Annotated in this window: 13 protein-coding genes; 3 read left to right on the top strand and 10 right to left on the bottom strand. The window is 59.3% G+C overall.

Annotated features, from left to right (window positions below; all coding sequences use genetic code 11):
- Positions 1–21: 21 nt before the first annotated feature.
- Complete coding sequence (locus tag AAAV21_RS02390) at positions 22–918, bottom strand: DUF4097 family beta strand repeat-containing protein (RefSeq protein ID WP_349107204.1); 897 nt, start codon at positions 916–918, stop codon at positions 22–24.
- Entirely contained in the window at positions 918–1,640 is a 723-nt protein-coding gene (locus tag AAAV21_RS02385; protein WP_118065539.1) for a helix-turn-helix transcriptional regulator, read from the bottom strand. Before AAAV21_RS02385 ends, AAAV21_RS02390 begins: the two co-directional genes overlap by 1 nt.
- A 267-nt stretch (positions 1,641–1,907) precedes the next feature.
- Between AAAV21_RS02385 and AAAV21_RS02380 the strand changes: the two genes are divergently transcribed.
- From AAAV21_RS02380 to AAAV21_RS02370, 3 genes are all read left to right on the top strand, one after another.
- On the top strand, positions 1,908–2,780 hold the full coding sequence (locus AAAV21_RS02380; protein ID WP_349107202.1) for a hypothetical protein: 873 nt from the start codon (positions 1,908–1,910) through the stop codon (positions 2,778–2,780).
- A gap of 118 nt (positions 2,781–2,898) precedes the next feature.
- Positions 2,899–3,738 (top strand): methyltransferase, encoded by an 840-nt coding sequence (locus AAAV21_RS02375; RefSeq protein WP_349107200.1) that lies wholly within the window; start codon positions 2,899–2,901, stop codon positions 3,736–3,738.
- A gap of 309 nt (positions 3,739–4,047) precedes the next feature.
- Positions 4,048–6,729 carry a DUF3516 domain-containing protein gene (locus AAAV21_RS02370; RefSeq protein ID WP_349107199.1) on the top strand — a complete coding sequence of 894 codons (2,682 nt, stop codon included), beginning with the start codon at positions 4,048–4,050 and terminating at the stop codon, positions 6,727–6,729.
- Between the two features lie 79 nt (positions 6,730–6,808).
- On the opposite strand, the gene AAAV21_RS02365 is transcribed toward AAAV21_RS02370, so the two are convergent.
- The 8 genes from AAAV21_RS02365 to AAAV21_RS02330 form a co-directional block, all read right to left on the bottom strand.
- Positions 6,809–8,566 (bottom strand): DUF2130 domain-containing protein, encoded by a 1,758-nt coding sequence (locus tag AAAV21_RS02365; protein ID WP_117817295.1) that lies wholly within the window; start codon positions 8,564–8,566, stop codon positions 6,809–6,811.
- A 134-nt stretch (positions 8,567–8,700) separates the two neighbouring features.
- Complete coding sequence (locus tag AAAV21_RS02360; RefSeq protein WP_349107196.1) at positions 8,701–9,465, bottom strand: ChbG/HpnK family deacetylase; 765 nt, start codon at positions 9,463–9,465, stop codon at positions 8,701–8,703.
- A gap of 77 nt (positions 9,466–9,542) precedes the next feature.
- Positions 9,543–10,991, bottom strand: a complete 1,449-nt coding sequence (locus AAAV21_RS02355; protein WP_349107194.1) for a PTS transporter subunit EIIC — start codon at positions 10,989–10,991, stop codon at positions 9,543–9,545.
- A 349-nt stretch (positions 10,992–11,340) separates the two neighbouring features.
- Complete coding sequence (locus AAAV21_RS02350; protein WP_349107193.1) at positions 11,341–12,168, bottom strand: PRD domain-containing protein; 828 nt, start codon at positions 12,166–12,168, stop codon at positions 11,341–11,343.
- 73 nt (positions 12,169–12,241) lie between these two features.
- Complete coding sequence (locus AAAV21_RS02345) at positions 12,242–12,787, bottom strand: metallophosphoesterase (protein ID WP_349107191.1); 546 nt, start codon at positions 12,785–12,787, stop codon at positions 12,242–12,244.
- A gap of 66 nt (positions 12,788–12,853) precedes the next feature.
- Positions 12,854–13,033 carry a hypothetical protein gene (locus AAAV21_RS02340; RefSeq protein ID WP_349107189.1) on the bottom strand — a complete coding sequence of 60 codons (180 nt, stop codon included), beginning with the start codon at positions 13,031–13,033 and terminating at the stop codon, positions 12,854–12,856.
- 264 nt (positions 13,034–13,297) lie between these two features.
- Complete coding sequence (locus AAAV21_RS02335; RefSeq protein WP_349107187.1) at positions 13,298–14,677, bottom strand: aldehyde dehydrogenase; 1,380 nt, start codon at positions 14,675–14,677, stop codon at positions 13,298–13,300.
- An 8-nt stretch (positions 14,678–14,685) separates the two neighbouring features.
- Complete coding sequence (locus tag AAAV21_RS02330; RefSeq protein ID WP_349107185.1) at positions 14,686–15,906, bottom strand: iron-containing alcohol dehydrogenase; 1,221 nt, start codon at positions 15,904–15,906, stop codon at positions 14,686–14,688.
- Positions 15,907–15,973: the final 67 nt, after the last annotated feature.

Here is a 15,973-nt window from a genome sequence, read left to right as displayed (position 1 = left end):
CCGACCTCCGAAAACCGCATGTCACTCCGGATCGAACGACATGTCGCCCGAACCGACCTTAAAACGATACGTGGCAGACTTATCACCGTTGTCGAATTCAAGATTCAATATGGTCTCGCCATCGTAGCCAAGCGGAAGGAAATCGCTCTCGAAGTCACCGCTGCCCACGGTGAGGCTCGCCTTAAAGCCCGTAGAGTTCGGAACCGTTATCTCCACATCGCCCGAGTCCACGCTTACGTCCATAGACTTCGCGGGGGCCTGGTAGAGCTCGAACGTCACATCGCCCGAACCTACCTTGGCATTCAGGGTGTCGGTTACAGTACCCGCAAACTCGATGTCTCCCGAGTCCAAAGTCAAGTTGAGGTCATGACACGCAATGTCCGTGACCGTCAGATCGCCCGATCCTACATTCGCTGTAATGCCCACCATGTTATCGGCAACTTCGCGCGGCAGTTCGACGGTAACCGTGCGGTCAATGGCGCGCTCGTCATCGCAATCGAACTGGCGAATCTTGAGCGCAGAACCCTTAACCACGGCCAGATTCTGGGTTGCCGCATCGTAAGCAGCTACTCCTTTTGCGACGCGGCCACTCTCGATGACACGTACCGGCCCGTCGGAAACGCACTTGACCTCAACCGTACCCGACGTCACATCCAAGTCAAGGGATGTGAACGCGTCGGCATCAAACGTTTCGCTCGAAAGCTGTTGAGGCCGAGCGGAATAGTTACCGCTATTCAAGGAATCGTCCTCGTCGAACGCATCGCCCATACCAGACAAGCCGGATACAACATCGTCGAGATCCCACGGGCCATCAAAATGAATCAAAGTCCGCGAAATGCCAAAAACAAGCCCGATGATGAGCACAAACGCTCCGATGCCAATGCCCAAGCGCCTCTTAGACTCATGCGAGAGCTTCATCATTCATCACCTTCTTTGGCACTCGACTCAGTGGTGGTCGCGGCAGCCATGTCAGCGTCAACCGCTGTGGAAACGTCCTCCCCCTTAGTCCTAGCGACCGCCGGCGCCGGACCAACCTGGATATCCCCGCGCGCCCAATCGCCATCGAGCGCACGTGCCGCCCAGTGATAGATGGGGATCGTAAAGAAAATCAGCGCGGCAAAGGGGCCGGCGCCAAACAGGAACATCAGCAAAAAGAACAGCAGCCAGCACACGGCCCAGTACGGGAACGACTGGAACGGACCCTTCACCGGAGTCACGCTGGTCGCACCGGCACCCGTCACCTGAGCCGTCGCCGCATTAGCTGCCTGCGCGCTCCAGCTTGCCGCTTGCGCCGCCTTGGCGGCGGCATCACTCGCCTGCGTTGCCGCCTCGGTAGCACGTGCCGCCGCCTCATGGGTACGGGCGCGCTCCGCCGCCTCGGCCTCGCGCTGACGGGCGCGGTCCTCGTTCTCAAACTCGATATCGTCCTCGATCTCATCGCTCGGATTGAGGAGCTCGTCCAAACTCACGCCATAGAGTTTTGCGAGCGAGATCAGGTTCTCGGTATCGGGCGAACTCTCCGCACGCTCCCATTTACTGACCGCCTGGCGCGACAGCCCCAGCTTTCGCGCCAGCCCTTCTTGGCTAAAACCCTTGCTGCGACGAAGGTCGGCGAGCCGCTGCGCAGTTTCTACATTCATGGTTCCTCCTATGTGATGCCAGCCGTGCCGCCGGACCGTTTTTGTTCTTAAGGCGCCTTGCACAGTTAAAAATCTATCCGCCACCGCCAAAAGCATGCCACCTATTCTAGTGAGATTTTTGACAACCGGCAGTTGCGGGCACATATGAGCTGCGGAAATGTGTCCAAACAAAGCAATGACCCGCAGCTCGGTTGTCCCCGTTGCGGCGTTAACGGTAGTATGGTCGTACTGTTTATTCCGCACCGCCAACGGAGGGAGTCCCGCGCCGTGAACCGCGATTTCGCCTCATCGCTCATCCAGCTCAACAATACGTTCTATCGCGAGCACTCCGCCTCCTTTTCCGATACACGCCAGGCCCCTTGGCCCGGCTGGGTGCGCACCATGGACATCGCGCTCGACCAGCTCGATGTAGCCACGATAGAGCATCCCGTCCGCGTCTTCGATCTTGCCTGCGGCAATATGCGGTTCGAGAACTTTGCCGCCGGCGGCACGCTGGCTGCCAAGGGCGTCGACGGCGCGAGCCCCTCGGCAGATGCCAACTGCCCCTTCGAGTTCTATGGTGTCGACTCGTGCCATGACCTGGCCATCGATGCCCGCGGTCACGCCCTGCGCATTCCCAACCTGCACTTCCAGGAACTCGATGTGCTCGACGCCCTCATGAAGCTCAACCCCGCCGAGACACCCGACGTGCTTTTCGATGCCCCGCTCGCCGACATCTCGGTCTGCTTTGGCTTTATGCACCACGTGCCGTCGTGCGAGTACCGCGTACGCGTGCTCGACGCCCTGGTGCGACAGACACGCCCGGGCGGCATCATCGCCATCAGCTTTTGGGAGTTTATGAATGACGAGCGCATGGCGCGCAAGGCTGTTCGCGCCGAGGCCCGCGCCGAGCTCACCCCGCCGTTTGAAAGTTACGATTCCGCGCAGTTTGAAGCCGGCGACCACCTCATTGGCTGGCAAAACGACCGCCACGCCTACCGCTATTGCCATCACTTTGACGATCAGCAGATCACCGACCTGGTGCGCGGCGTCCGTACGTTCTACAAGAGCGGCGAGGTCCCCGTGCGCGAGCTTGAGCGCTTCCATGCCGACGGTCGCAGCGGCGATCTCAACCGCTATGTGATCCTCAAGCGCCTGTAGGCATCGGCGACTCGCCGCCGAGCCGCATCGCATCTTTCGGGCAAGCTATGCCCGCCCTTTTTCAATCCATTGACGGAACGTGCAGCCATGCGTTCCATACTTATGACCAAGGAGCCTCATGGGAGTCGTCCACGTTCGCACGCCTAAGAACTTTGTGCTCGAGGAGCGCTTGGAGCGCTACGCCGATGCGATTGAGACGAACCCCGAGGCCTATGCCGGAGATTGGCGCGAGGCTTGCGCGCCAGCTGGCAGCAAGCCCTTCGAACACCTGCACCTGGATCTTGGCTGTGGCAAGGGAACGTACCTTGTAGAGCGTGCGGCGCACGAGCCAAACACCCTCTTTATCGGTATGGACCAGGAGCCCATCTGCATCGCCTATGCCGCACAGAAAATCTGCGAGCAGGAGCTATCCAACGCACTCGTCCTGCCCCGAGGCGCCGCAACGTTGCCGCAGCTGTTTGCCGCAGGCGAGCTCGACGCCATAACCATCAACTTTCCCACGCCGCAGCCCAAGGCCAAGTACGCCAAAAAACGACTCGTCCATGTCGACCATCTGATGCTCTACCGCCCGCTCTTTTCAGCCGGCGCCACCGTCACACTGCGAACCGACAGTAAGCCATTGCGCGACTACGCCCTGGGGCAGTTTGCCGCGGCCGGCTACGACACGCTTTGGGTAAGCGACGACGTCCGCCGCGACCATCCCGAGCATCCCGAGACCGAGTACGAATGCCGCACGCGCGAGATGGGTGCCGTCGTCTATGGCATTTGCGCCACACCCGGCGCGCAGCCCAGCAATGAACAGCTCGCGGCGGGCCGCGCGCAGGAGCAAAGCCTTGTCTGCTACCTGCCCGAAAACCTCGATGAGCTCACCTATGTACCTCTGGGCATGGAAGAGGCCGTCGAGAACTTTAGAAACCGCGCCCGCAAAGGCAAAAAGCGCCTTCCGCAGGAGTCATAGGGGCTTTTGACAGTCACGTCGCCAGCGAGCAAGCGCAAATAGGCACCGACGAACGACCCTCAAGCCTAAGTGAGTAGACTTTTTAGCAATAGCCAAGCACAACCCGCATAGGAACAAGTAAAACCGCAGGTAAATCCCTTACGCAAAAGCCATGTGCTGGCGAAATCGCAAAAAGTCTACTCACTTAGCTCGCGGCCGCACCAAACGGCTGAGCAGGACGCCCATTTCCTGCATTTTCTTTCGCGCTGGCACCCCGCGCCGCCGCTACGCCATAATAGTTGGCGGACAATCGCGAGAGAAAGCAAACACATGGCACAGACCACGACAGATATCGCCGCCAGCACCGTCTCCGGCGCCGGAGCCGCCAGTTCATTCTCGGGCGGCACGGGAACCGAAGCCGAATTCGGCTCACTCGGTGCGCTCTCCCCCACCTGGTGGGAGCCCGAGGACGGCAGCGAGCCCGAACCATGGCTCACGCCCGATCAGGCCTTCGAGCGCTTCTTTGAATGGACGAGCGATCGCGGCATTGAGCTGTGGGATCACCAAGAAGAGGCTCTCATGGACCTGGCCGCCGGAGATCACGTCATTTTGGGCACGCCGACCGGATCGGGTAAATCGCTCGTCGCGCTGGGCATGCTCTTTATGGGCATGGCGCAGGGCAAGCGCTGTTATTACACGGCCCCTATCAAGGCCCTGGTCAGCGAAAAGTTCTTCGATCTGGTACAGGTGCTCGGCCGCGATAACGTCGGTATGATCACCGGCGACACGCATATCAACACCAAGGCGCCCGTCATCTGCTGCACGGCAGAGATCCTTGCCAACGACGCACTGCGCGAGGGCGAAGATGCCGATGTGGGCTGCGTCGCCATGGACGAGTTCCACTACTTTGCCGACCCCGACCGCGGCTGGGCCTGGCAGGTACCGCTGCTCACCCTGCCCCACACGCAGTTTATGCTCATGAGCGCCACGCTCGGCGATGTCACTGCCATCGCCGCCTCACTCGAGGAGCACACCGGCGCTGCTTGCGACTTGGTCATCGATGCCCCGCGTCCTGTTCCGCTGAGCTACGACTATGTGACGACCTCCCTCGAGGGCACGGTCGAGCTCGCCATGCGCCGCGGCGAGGCCCCGCTCTATATCGTGCACTTTAGCCAGGATGCCGCCCTTGCGACGGCACAGTCGCTCGCCAATTTTGGCATCGCTAGTAAGGAGCAGCGCGAGGCCATTAAGGAAGCTGCCAAAGGCACGAGCTTCTCGACGGCTTTTGGCAAGATTCTCAAGCGCCTGCTTGGATGCGGCGTCGGCGTGCATCATGCTGGCATGTTGCCGCGCTATCGCCTGCTGGTCGAGCGCTTGGCGCAGCAGGGCCTGCTGCCCGTCATCTGCGGCACCGATACGCTCGGCGTCGGCATCAACGTACCCATCCACACCGTGGTGCTCACCGCGCTCACCAAGTTCGATGGCTACAAGATGCGTCGTCTGCGCGCCCGCGAGTTCCATCAGATTGCCGGTCGCGCCGGCCGTTCGGGCTTCGATACCGAGGGCATGGTCATCGCCGAGGCCCCGGAGCACGAGATCGAGAACGCTAAGCTCATGGCCAAGGCGGGCGACGACCCCAAGAAGCTCCGCAAGATTAAAAAGAAAAAGGCCCCCGAGGGCTTTGTCACCTGGAACAAGCAGACCTTTGAGCGCCTGATCGAGACGCAGCCCGAAACACTCAAGCCGCGCCTTCGCATCACACACTCCATGGTGATTAGCGTGGTCGAGCAGGGCGGCGACGCTCGCGCCCGCGTGCACGACCTCATAGAGACAAGCCTGCAAACGCCCGAGGAAAAGGCGAAGCTCGAGGTTCGTGCCGACGAGATCTTCGCCACGCTCATCGACTCCGGCGTCGTCGTGCGCACCGAGGTGCCGCCCGCACCCGACACCCCGACTGACGCCGCACCAGACATCGACTATGCGCTGACGGTCGATCTGCCCGAGGACTTCGCGCTCGATCAGCCGCTCTCGCCGTTCTTACTTGCCGCATTGGAGCTGCTCGATCCCGAGAGCGAGACCTATACCATGGATCTGATCTCAATGGTCGAGGCAACGCTCGAGGATCCCAAGCAGGTGCTGCGCGCACAGGAGCGCGCCGCACGCGATCGCGCTATGGCCGAGATGAAAGCCGACGGCATTGAATATGAGGAGCGTCTGGAGCGCATTCAAGACGTCACGTATGAAAAGCCGCTCGAGGATTTGCTCGACGCCGCCTTTGACAAGTACTGCCAGGAAGTGCCCTGGGCCAACGACTATCAGCTCTCTCCCAAGAGCGTCCTGCGCGATATGCTCGAAAGCGCGAGCGATTTTAAGGGCTACATTCAAAAGCTCGGCATCGCCCGCTCCGAGGGCATTTTGCTGCGCTACCTGGCAGAGGCCTATCGTTCGCTCGACCGCACCGTGCCCATCGAGAAGCGCGACGAACGCCTGCGCGACATTATCTCGTGGCTGGGCTTTGTGGTGCGCTCGGTGGACTCGAGCCTGGTAGACGAGTGGGAGAACGCCGGCAACCCGGCAGCCCTCGATGCCGCACCGCCACAGGGCATCGACGAGGTCGTGGCGGACCGCCGAGGCTGCACGTTGCTGGTGCGCAACGCACTCTTCCGCCGCGTGACCCTTGCCGCTCGCGAGCACGTTCGCGACCTGGGCGAGCTCGACGACGACTGGGGCATGAGCGAGATCCGCTGGCAAAAAGCACTCGACGCTTACCACGAGCAGCACGAGGAAATCCTCACCAACGGCGACGCCCGCAGCGCCGCGATGTTTTCCATTGACGAGTCCGACGAGAAGACCGCGCACGTATGGCACGTGCACCAGATCTTTGCCGACGAGGATGGCGACCACGATTTTGGCATCATGGGCGATGTCGATCTGGACGCCACGCAAGACGGCGGCGAGGTCATCTTCAAAAACTACCGCGTCGGCTTTATCGAGGACCTGCTCGAGGACTAGCCGAACATACTGGAACGAAACGAAGCGGGGCCGTTGGCAATATCGCCAGCGGCCCCGCTTTTGCACGATCCGCTATGCCCTACTCGGCATCCTCGACCTCATACGAATCCGCCTCGGCCGGCTTATCGTTTGTCTCTGACGCAGCCCCGCGCGCCTCGTCAAACGCCGCCTTCATGGTCTTGTTGCCCCACGTGAGCTTGCGAATGGTAAGATCGTCGGCTTTCTTGTTGGCTAGGCGCAGATTGTTCTCGGAGGACAGCAACGCCTCCTTGGTTTTCTGTAGATGGCTAATCGTCTTGTCGATCTCATCAATCGCCGTTTGGAACTTGCGGCTCGCGATCTCGTAGTTGCGACCGAAATCATTCTTGAACTTTTCCATCTTGGCTTCGAAGTTCGTGACGTCGATATTCTGCTGTTTGTACTCCGCCAGCTCCTGCTTATAGCGAAGCGAACCCATGGCGGCGTTGCGCAGCAGCGTGATCATGGGAATGAAGAACTGCGGGCGGATTACGTACATCTTCTCGTAGCGATAGCTCACGTCCACGATGCCGGCGTTGTAAAGCTCGCTCTCGGGCTCGAGCAGCGTGCAGAGCACCGCGTACTCACAGCCTTTCTGGCGACGATCGTGATCGAGTTTCTTAAAGAAGTCCTCGTTTTTATGCTTGGTCGCAGTCTCGTCGTTCTCGTTTTTCATCTCGAACATAATCGAAATGACCTCGTTGCCGCTCGCATCGCACTCGCGGAAGATAAAGTCGCCCTTGGTACCCTCGGACGCATCGTTATCTTTCTCGAAGTACGCGTTGGGAAACGCCGTCATGCGCAGACGGTTGAACTCAGTCTCGCAGTGCTGCTCGAGCGACTCGCCCACCATCTTGGTGGACAGGCGGACCTTCATGTCCTTAAGGCGCTCAATCTCTTCATCCTTGTAGCGAATCAGGTCATCGCTCGCGCGCTTGGCCTGCGCGAGCTCGAGCTCGTGTGCCGCCTTGGCTTGCTCCTCGCGAGAATCGCGCACCGCCAGCTCGCTCGTCAGCTTGGCACGTGCCTCATCGCGCTCTCGTTCCGCCGCGGCGACCGCCTCCGACAGGTTCATTTTTGCCTTCAGCTCCTGCTCGCGCAGCTGCGCACGCAGGCCCTCGGCCTCCTGCTCAGACTGAGCCTTTGCGGCGGAAAACTTCTCCTGCACCGTCGCACGGTAGTCAGCAAGTGCGCGCTCGGCCTCGCTGCGAGCGGCATCGAGCTCACGCTGCGACTCGGCCGCAGCAGCGGCAAGCGCCATCTCCTGGGCCCTGTCCGCCGCGGCAAGTCTGGCCTGCAGCTCGGCAATCTGCGCATCGCGTGTGGCTAAATCGTTTTGAGCGGCATTGCGCGCCGAAGCCTCGGCAAGCTTGGCTTCGTCATCCTTGCGTCCCAGCTGCGCACGCAAATTGTCGATCTCGCGCTGAAGCTCGGCATTCTCCTTTTGAGCGTCGGCACGGGCCTCAACCGCCGCGCGCTGGCTTGCGCTCTCGCGCTCTGCGGCAGCGCCCTCGAGCTTGGCGCGCAGCTCGTAAAGCTCGGCATCGCGCTTGGCAACCTCTTGTGCCAGCTGTTGAGCTGCAGCGTTCTTCTGCTCGGTAAGTTGAGCGTTGCGCTGAGACTCTGCCTTTTGCAAGGCAGCCGTCGAAAGCGAGCGCTCAAGCTCCAGCGCCTGCTCGCCCTCACGCTGGACTGCCTTCACACGCTCATCCAGGTCGCGCGAAAACTCGGCATTGCGCACTTGTTTGACAATCTCCGCATAGCCGGACGCATCGACCTTAAAAACTTCGCCACAATGCGGGCACTTGATCTCGTTCATAGCAGCTCCTCGATGGACGCAAATTTCAACCGCCTACACTCTACCGCGCCGCACGGACAAAAAAGGCGCCGCTGCCAGAATGGCAACGGCGCCAGAACCACCACAAAGGCGCCCCTTTGTGGTGGCTTGTGTCCCTACAGGTCGCGGTAGTCAATCAGACAAAGATCGGGCTGAGACTCAAGCCAAGCGCGAAGCTCGGGGTCGATCAGCGCATCGACTTCCTTGGTGCGATCGGTCGTAAGCGAGCTGTTCTCCAAGATAAAACGATCGAGATAGCCCGGATGGCACACAAAGACGACCGTCTCGCCGTCCGCCATCTCGCGAACCGTCCGCATAATCGAGTCCTTGGGTTCGTAGCCCGGCTCCATCGAGTGCATCACCATGCGCAGGTCGGTGGCACCGCATCGCACAACCGCCGTGGGGTCGAAGCTCGCCTTCTGTTCCTTAAGGCCCAGTTCCTGAGCAACCGCCGAGATCGCTCGGTTAAGGTTTTTGCTCATGACGGCATGGGCCTCAAAGTAATCGGGTTCGCGGCCCACAATCTCTACAAAGCGGTCATGCTGCGCGCGGATCTCGATGCAAGCCTCATCAAAGTCGATCAGTTCTTCGCCGCGCTTAAAATGCTCGCGGAAGGTACGGCTGCTATGGAACTCACCGCTCTCGTTGAGCATACTCGGAATGAGCTCCGGGTCGGCACACGGCTTGCCCAGGCACACGTTGGTATGCTGGCCCACCGCAATGCCGGCGTCCGCCACGAGCGACCAGCCACGCTCGGCCTCGGGCATATTGGGCATCAAACCCGCCGAGCGCACCAGACCCTCATTGATGCTGCGGGCAATCCCCAGGTTAACGGCATACGAATAACCGATATCGTCGGCACGAATGAGCAATTGCTTCATATTGACCCCCATCTACGGAAAGGGGCACTTGAAGCGTAGCCAAGTGCCCCAGATAATTGTCCTACCAAACGGATGCTTTAGGCCTTGGCGGCAGCAGCGTCCTCGTCGAGCTGCTCCTTGGTAAAGCCAAAGAGGTAAGCGATGACGGCTGCGGAAACAAACGCAGCGCCCGAGGCAACGCATCCCCAAACGAGATTAGCAGTTCCGCCGGCAACAAATCCAGTAACGCCCAGAATATTAGTCGCGCCCAAAACATACGTGGTCACATTGGCGAGAGCCGCGATCAGACCGCCGATGGCACCGCCGGCAACCATGGCACCTAGGCAGCGGGTGTACTTAAAGCCGCAGCCATACAGCGCGGGCTCCGTCACACCACCGACAATGCCGGAGAGCGAGAAGCCAAGCATGGCACCCTTTTCGTCGGTCTCCTTAAGGCGCAGGAAGGCGCCGAAGGCCATACCCCACGTGGCGAACTGGGCGATACCGCCCGCGACCATAACGCAAGAATCAGAGCCCAAGGTGAGCAGCTGCACAATGCCCAGGGTAAGCAGAACCTGATGCATACCGGTCATAACCAAGAACTCCCAAAGCGCGGCAATGGCGACGAGGGAGAGGATCGTGACGATGCCGCCAGTGTTACCGAGGCCGAACATAAAGTTGCCGACCAGGTTGCCCAGAATGGAGCCAATCGGAGCCAGAGCGCACAGAGAAACGGGGATCATCGCAGCCATGGTGCACACGGGCACAAACACCGTGGAGAGCATGTCGGGGATGATCTTTTTCATGAACTTCTCGACGACCATCAGCACCGGCATAGATAGCACCATGGGAAGCACGGTCGCAGAATAGTTGTTCAGCTGAGCCGGGAGCACGCCGTAAACCATCGTGGTCGTAGCTCCCGAATCTGCGGCGGCGTTGACCAACGTCATGAACTCGGGGGCAATGAGCACGCCGCCGAGCATCATGCCAAGCGGCTGGCTGCAGCCAAGCTGTTTTGCGGCAGCCCAGCCCAGATAGACAGGAAGGAAATAATAGCCAGCGTTGTAAATCCAGTTGTAGAAGAAATTGTAGATGTCGGAATCGGCAGACCAGATACCGAGCATGCCGTCGCCGCAAAGTACGGCAATGGTACGGAACATGGCGGCACCCATGATGATGGGGATCGTCATGACCATAGTCTTGGACAGGTAGTTGAGGGTCTTCTTGCCCGCAGTCTTGATCGTCAGCGGCTCCTTGGTACCGCCGTCGAGGTCCTCGTCAATTGAGCCTTCGCCCTTGACGCCCAGCGCAATGGCGGCGTCATAGACCTTCGGCACGTTCTGGCCAATGATGACCTGATACTGGCCGCCAGACCACTGTGCGCCCAGCACGCCCTTGATCTTCTTTACTTCATCGTCATTGGGAATGGACTGATCCTTGAGGTTCAGACGCAGACGGGTCATGCAGTGCGTCGCGTTCGTCACATTGGAGGCGCCGCCGACGGCAGCAAGCACGTCCTCGGCAATCTTCTTGTTATCGACAGCCATGTCGAATCCCTTCTCTTCCAACTAAAAGCCGTGGGACTTCACGGCACCAAGACGCACGATTCCGCTCGCGCCTGCGCAGCGCGCGATATCAGTTGGCAAGAGATTGATTTGCATGTGATTCCCGGGTGGATCGACATGAAAAAAGCCCCGCGCACAACCGACAGAGACCCAATTATGGTCTCGGCAGAATCGGTAGTGCCTCTCGGAGCTGCGCCGTGAGTAACACCCAACACACGGCGAGTATATGCGGCAGATGCGTTCATTGCGGCTCAGATTACCGACGAACGGTAGCAAACGACCCGCAAACGGTCGCCATGACGGAAAGGAAATGCCAGAGAGCTTATTTATCCTAGTTGACGGAAGCCACGCGGTTCACATGCATGATCAGATAGACGAGTTCTTCTTGGGCCAATGGCTCGCCAAAGGCCTCTTGAATCAGATCGTCGACACGATGAGCGCAACGCGACGCCGCCGGATACTGCTCCACGAGCACGTCGTAAAGACCGGAGTTCTCGGTATCGATCGGCTCTTTCTTTGCCACGCGGTCGAGCAGATAGCGTACATGAGTGGCAAAGCGAGTAAAGGCGAACGACGAGCGATCAACCTTCACACCCAACTCTTCTTGAATAATCGCGACCGTCATATCGAGCAGATGCTCTTCATGTTGTTCAGCCAGCACGCGCCGCTCGCTCGGCTTAACCGATGCGTTGACAATCGACATGGCAATGCCCGCGGCCTCGCTTCGGGGCATACGCACGCGAAAGCTTTTCTGAATGCCGCGAACGGCCAGCTCGCCCAAGCGGTATTCGATGGGATGCAGCTGCTCCAGATCGCGCTCGAGCGGCAACGACACCACCATATGTTCGCGGGCGCGCTTAATGGCAAACTGAATATGGTCTGCCAATGTAATGGGAAGGTTAGGACTCAATTCGTACGAAAGCTGTCCGGTCGCGATATCGGCCAGCTGAGCAGAAAACTCCAGCACCTCGGGATCGACCTCATCGATAAACGCCAGGTACTTTGAATCAATGCCGTAAAAGGTACGCGTGATGACATCCAGGTCGACTTCATGCGGCATATCGCCAAAGCCGATACCACGACCCAGCGCGATAAGTTGACGCCCCGCGCCGTCTTCGCAGATGGCAGCGTTATGGTTAATGCGCTGGATAGCCCTCATGGATTCATCGCTCCTACTGAAACGCGCCGCACAGACCATCCGCGCGGCGCGTTCATTCTACCTGCACTTACAGCTACAGTCCAAAGAAGCCTAGGATTTGGTCACGGCTTACGGGCTTGTAGTTGTTGGCATCGAGGCCAACGTCGTAGCGAAGGACTGGACGCTCGCGATCGCGATTGCGCGTATTGGTACGGTCTCCCCTGCTGTGGATGTGCCCGTGCAGCATGATGGCGCCGCGCGCCTTGCCGTTCCAGCTGAGCATGGGGTAATGGCTCATTACCAGGCGATGGCCCTTAGCGTAACCGGGGGCGACCTCCAGATAATCGCGCACCTCATCCCAAATGTGCGGCGCGTCTGGATCTTCCCAGTCGCCGTCATGGTTACCGCGGATGAGCGTTACGTTCTGACATTCAATGCGCTCGCGCAGGCGCACCGCTTCCGCCATGGGCAATCGATACGTAAAGTCTCCCAGGATATAGAGGCGGTCGTCCACAGCCACGCACTCATTGATGGCATCGATGACCTTGCGGTTCATCTCCTCGACCGAATCAAACGGTCGATCCATGTCGTGCAAGATATTCGTATCGCCCAGGTGCAGATCGGCGGTAAACCACATCATCGTCTCTGTCCTCATTTCGCAGCGCGTACAAGACTTGTTTAGTATACAGACGCAGCGATGCGACAGTTACCCAAAGAGCCCGTCCAACAGACCTCGGCGGCGCTTGTCTTGCTTTTTCGAAACGTCATCCTGAGCCTTCTTGCCCTGCCGCTTTTTGCAATCTTGCTCCAGTTCATCGTCATCGAGCAGCAGATCCCACTCAAACGGATCATCTACCAGATCGAACAAGTCATCGTCATCAAACACGTGCGCCTCCATTACCGATTAGAGAGCATCCACAACATAGTTGAGAAGTCTACGGGCCCGTGCGGACACAAATTCATCCTGTCTGCGTCTTTCAATCGTTTGCCGCAACGCTTGCGCGACGGAACGCTTGCAGATAAGATAGGAACATGGATGGCACCCGTGGCAGCGGGTCTTGCCAACTCCGATACACATTTTCATCGTGAGAAGTGGCCGTCTTCGCTTACGCGGGGGCGGCCACTTTGTTTTTCCCTATGCCATCTGAATCTAATGCACAAACATGCGCACGAACTTGTGCTTCCAGTTTGCATAAGGAGCGTAGCGGAATGGCACGTCCAGCCACGTTGCCTTGTTCACGATGCTCTTCTTGTGGCTAAACGTATCGAAGCTCTCGCGTCCATGGTACTGTCCCATACCGCTCGCACCCATGCCGCCAAAGCCCATATGGCTCGTAGCCAGGTGCATGATCGTGTCGTTGACGCAGCCGCCGCCAAAGGGCACGTAGCGCACAAAGCGCTGCTGAACTGCGCGGTCTTGGCTAAAGATATACAGGGCCAACGGCGTCGGGCAATCCGTAATAAACGTCTCTGCCTCGTCTAGGCTCTCAAACGTCAGCACCGGCAAGATGGGGCCGAAAATCTCCTCCTGCATCACGGCGTCATCGGGGGACACGCCATCCAAAATCGTCGGCTCGATCTTGAGCGAAGTCTCGCGCGCGGTACCTCCAAGCACGACCTTATCGGGATCGATCAGCCCGCGCACGCGCGCAAAATGCTTGGCGTTGACGATATGCCCGTAATCCTCGTTATCGAGCGGATGCTCGCCAAACATACGATGGACTTCCTCCTTGATGAGGCCCAGCAGCTCGTCGTGCACGCGCGCATCGACCAGCAGGTAGTCGGGCGCCACGCAGGTCTGCCCCACGTTGAGCCATTTACCAAAGGCGATACGCCGCGCCGCGACCTTCAAGTTTGCCGTCGCATCCACGATGCAGGGACTCTTTCCGCCCAGCTCAAGCGTCACGGGCGTAAGATTTTTACTTGCGCGCTCCATGACGAGCTTGCCGACCGGAACGCTACCGGTAAAGAAGATCTTGTCCCAGCACTCGTCGAGCAGTGCTTCGTTCTCGGCGCGCCCGCCCTCGACAACCGTCACCAGACGCGGATCAAACGCCTCTTCACAGATCCGCTTGAGCACCGCACTCGATGCCGGAGCATAGGCACTCGGCTTGATGACCACGGTATTGCCCGCGGCAAGGGCGCCGGCGAGTGGCTCGAGCGTCAGCAAAAACGGATAGTTCCAGGGCGCCATGATGAGCGTGACGCCATAGGGCACGGCTTGCGTTTTGCACACGCTCACGGCGTTAGCGAGGTCGCACGGGCGCAGGCGCGGACGACTCCATCGAGTCACGTGCGCAATCTGATGACGGATCTCGGAAAGCGAGGTGCCGATCTCGCACATATAGGCTTCGTCATGTGACTTGCCCAAATCGGTCTTGAGTGCATGGGCGATATCGGCCTCGTGGGCCCGCACCGTATCGCGCAGGCGCACGAGGGCGCGGCGTCGAGCATCGACATCAAATGTGGCGTGCGTCTTAAAATAGGCGCGCTGATCGGCAACGATGCGCGCAATTTCCTCGGTGTTCATGGACCCTCCTAGTTCTCGCCCTCAAACATACCACCTGCAACGACCTCGTACATACGCTCGAGCTCCAAACGGTCCATCAAAAGTGGAACGGGGTATAGCGGATTGGCCTCGGCATCGGCATGGGCCGCCATCTGCGGAATGTCGGAGCGGTGAATACCCGAGACATACTTGGGGATTCCCAGGGTCTCGTTCATGCGGTCGACCCAATCGATAAAGGCCTCGGCCGCCAGGCTGTCCTGCGCGTTAGCCGGCGCGATACCGGCCATGCGGGCGAGATCGGCAAGCTTGGGAGCGGCAGCGTCACCATAAGCGCGAAGCATGTGCGGCAGGATGATCGCGTTGGCCAAACCGTGTGGAATTCCGTATCGGCCGCCCAGACTGTGCGCGATGGCATGCACATATCCAACATAGGAGCGCGTAAAGGCAACACCCGCCTTATACGCCGCCGAAAGCATATTGCGGCGCGCACGCATGTTACCGCCATGCTCATAGGCCTCCAGCAAATTGTCGTGGATGAGCTGAACCGCCTGACGCGCCATCTTGCGCGTGTAGGACGTGGTGCTACGGCCGATAAAGGCCTCGACAGCATGCGTCAGGGCATCCATACCCGTCTGCCCCGTAATGGACGCCGGCAACCCACGCGTAAACTCGGGGTCGTGCACCGCAAAACGTGGGATGAGTACAAAGTCGTTAATGGGGTACTTGTAATGCGTCTCGTCATCGGTAATTACCGCCGCAAGCGTGACCTCGCTTCCCGTGCCTGCCGTGGTGGGAACGGCGATGAGCAACGGCAGGCGACGATGAATGCGCAACAGGCCGCGCATCTTGTTGATGGGCTTGTTTGGCTGCGCGATGCGTGCCCCCACGCCCTTGGCGCAGTCCATGGCCGAACCGCCGCCAAAACCAATAATGGCCTGGCAGGCGTTCTCTCGATACAGGGACGCTGCTTCCTCCACATTCGAGACCGTGGGGTTCGCACGTGTTTCGGCATAGACCGCAGCGCTAATTCCCTTGGACGCGAGCGCTGTCTCGAGCGGTGCCGTGAGCCCCAGACGGGCAATGCCGGGATCCGTCACGATAAGAACATGCTGTATTGAACGCTTTTGAAGCACTGCGGGCACTTCCTCAGCGTGCTCTAAAATGCGTGGCTCGGTATAGGGCAGCACCGGCAATGCGATGCGAAAAACCGTTTGATACGTTCGGCACCAGGCGCGGCGGGCTAGATGCATAAAGGAAACTCCTTCATTTGTTGATAGGTCAACATTTGCTCGACCGATTGTACTCATCGGAGGTCGC

Origin of the sequence: Collinsella sp. CLA-AA-H302 (genome assembly GCF_040093305.1) — a bacterium.
Taxonomy (GTDB): domain Bacteria; phylum Actinomycetota; class Coriobacteriia; order Coriobacteriales; family Coriobacteriaceae; genus Collinsella.
The sequence above is the reverse complement of the archived record's forward strand: the minus strand, read 5'-3'. Positions and strand labels throughout refer to the sequence as shown.

Excerpts from the sequence above, each read along its gene's own strand:
- AAAV21_RS02370 (WP_349107199.1), top strand. The coding sequence starts at position 4,048 with ATGGCACAGACCACGACAGATATCGCCGCCAGCACCGTCTCCGGCGCC.
- AAAV21_RS02365 (WP_117817295.1), bottom strand. The coding sequence starts at position 8,566 with ATGAACGAGATCAAGTGCCCGCATTGTGGCGAAGTTTTTAAGGTCGAT.
- AAAV21_RS02345 (WP_349107191.1), bottom strand. The coding sequence starts at position 12,787 with ATGATGTGGTTTACCGCCGATCTGCACCTGGGCGATACGAATATCTTG.
- AAAV21_RS02375 (WP_349107200.1), top strand. The coding sequence starts at position 2,899 with ATGGGAGTCGTCCACGTTCGCACGCCTAAGAACTTTGTGCTCGAGGAG.
- AAAV21_RS02385 (WP_118065539.1), bottom strand. The coding sequence starts at position 1,640 with ATGAATGTAGAAACTGCGCAGCGGCTCGCCGACCTTCGTCGCAGCAAG.
- AAAV21_RS02360 (WP_349107196.1), bottom strand. The coding sequence starts at position 9,465 with ATGAAGCAATTGCTCATTCGTGCCGACGATATCGGTTATTCGTATGCC.
- AAAV21_RS02390 (WP_349107204.1), bottom strand. The coding sequence starts at position 918 with ATGAAGCTCTCGCATGAGTCTAAGAGGCGCTTGGGCATTGGCATCGGA.
- AAAV21_RS02330 (WP_349107185.1), bottom strand. The coding sequence starts at position 15,906 with ATGCATCTAGCCCGCCGCGCCTGGTGCCGAACGTATCAAACGGTTTTT.
- AAAV21_RS02335 (WP_349107187.1), bottom strand. The coding sequence starts at position 14,677 with ATGAACACCGAGGAAATTGCGCGCATCGTTGCCGATCAGCGCGCCTAT.
- AAAV21_RS02355 (WP_349107194.1), bottom strand. The coding sequence starts at position 10,991 with ATGGCTGTCGATAACAAGAAGATTGCCGAGGACGTGCTTGCTGCCGTC.
- AAAV21_RS02350 (WP_349107193.1), bottom strand. The coding sequence starts at position 12,168 with ATGAGGGCTATCCAGCGCATTAACCATAACGCTGCCATCTGCGAAGAC.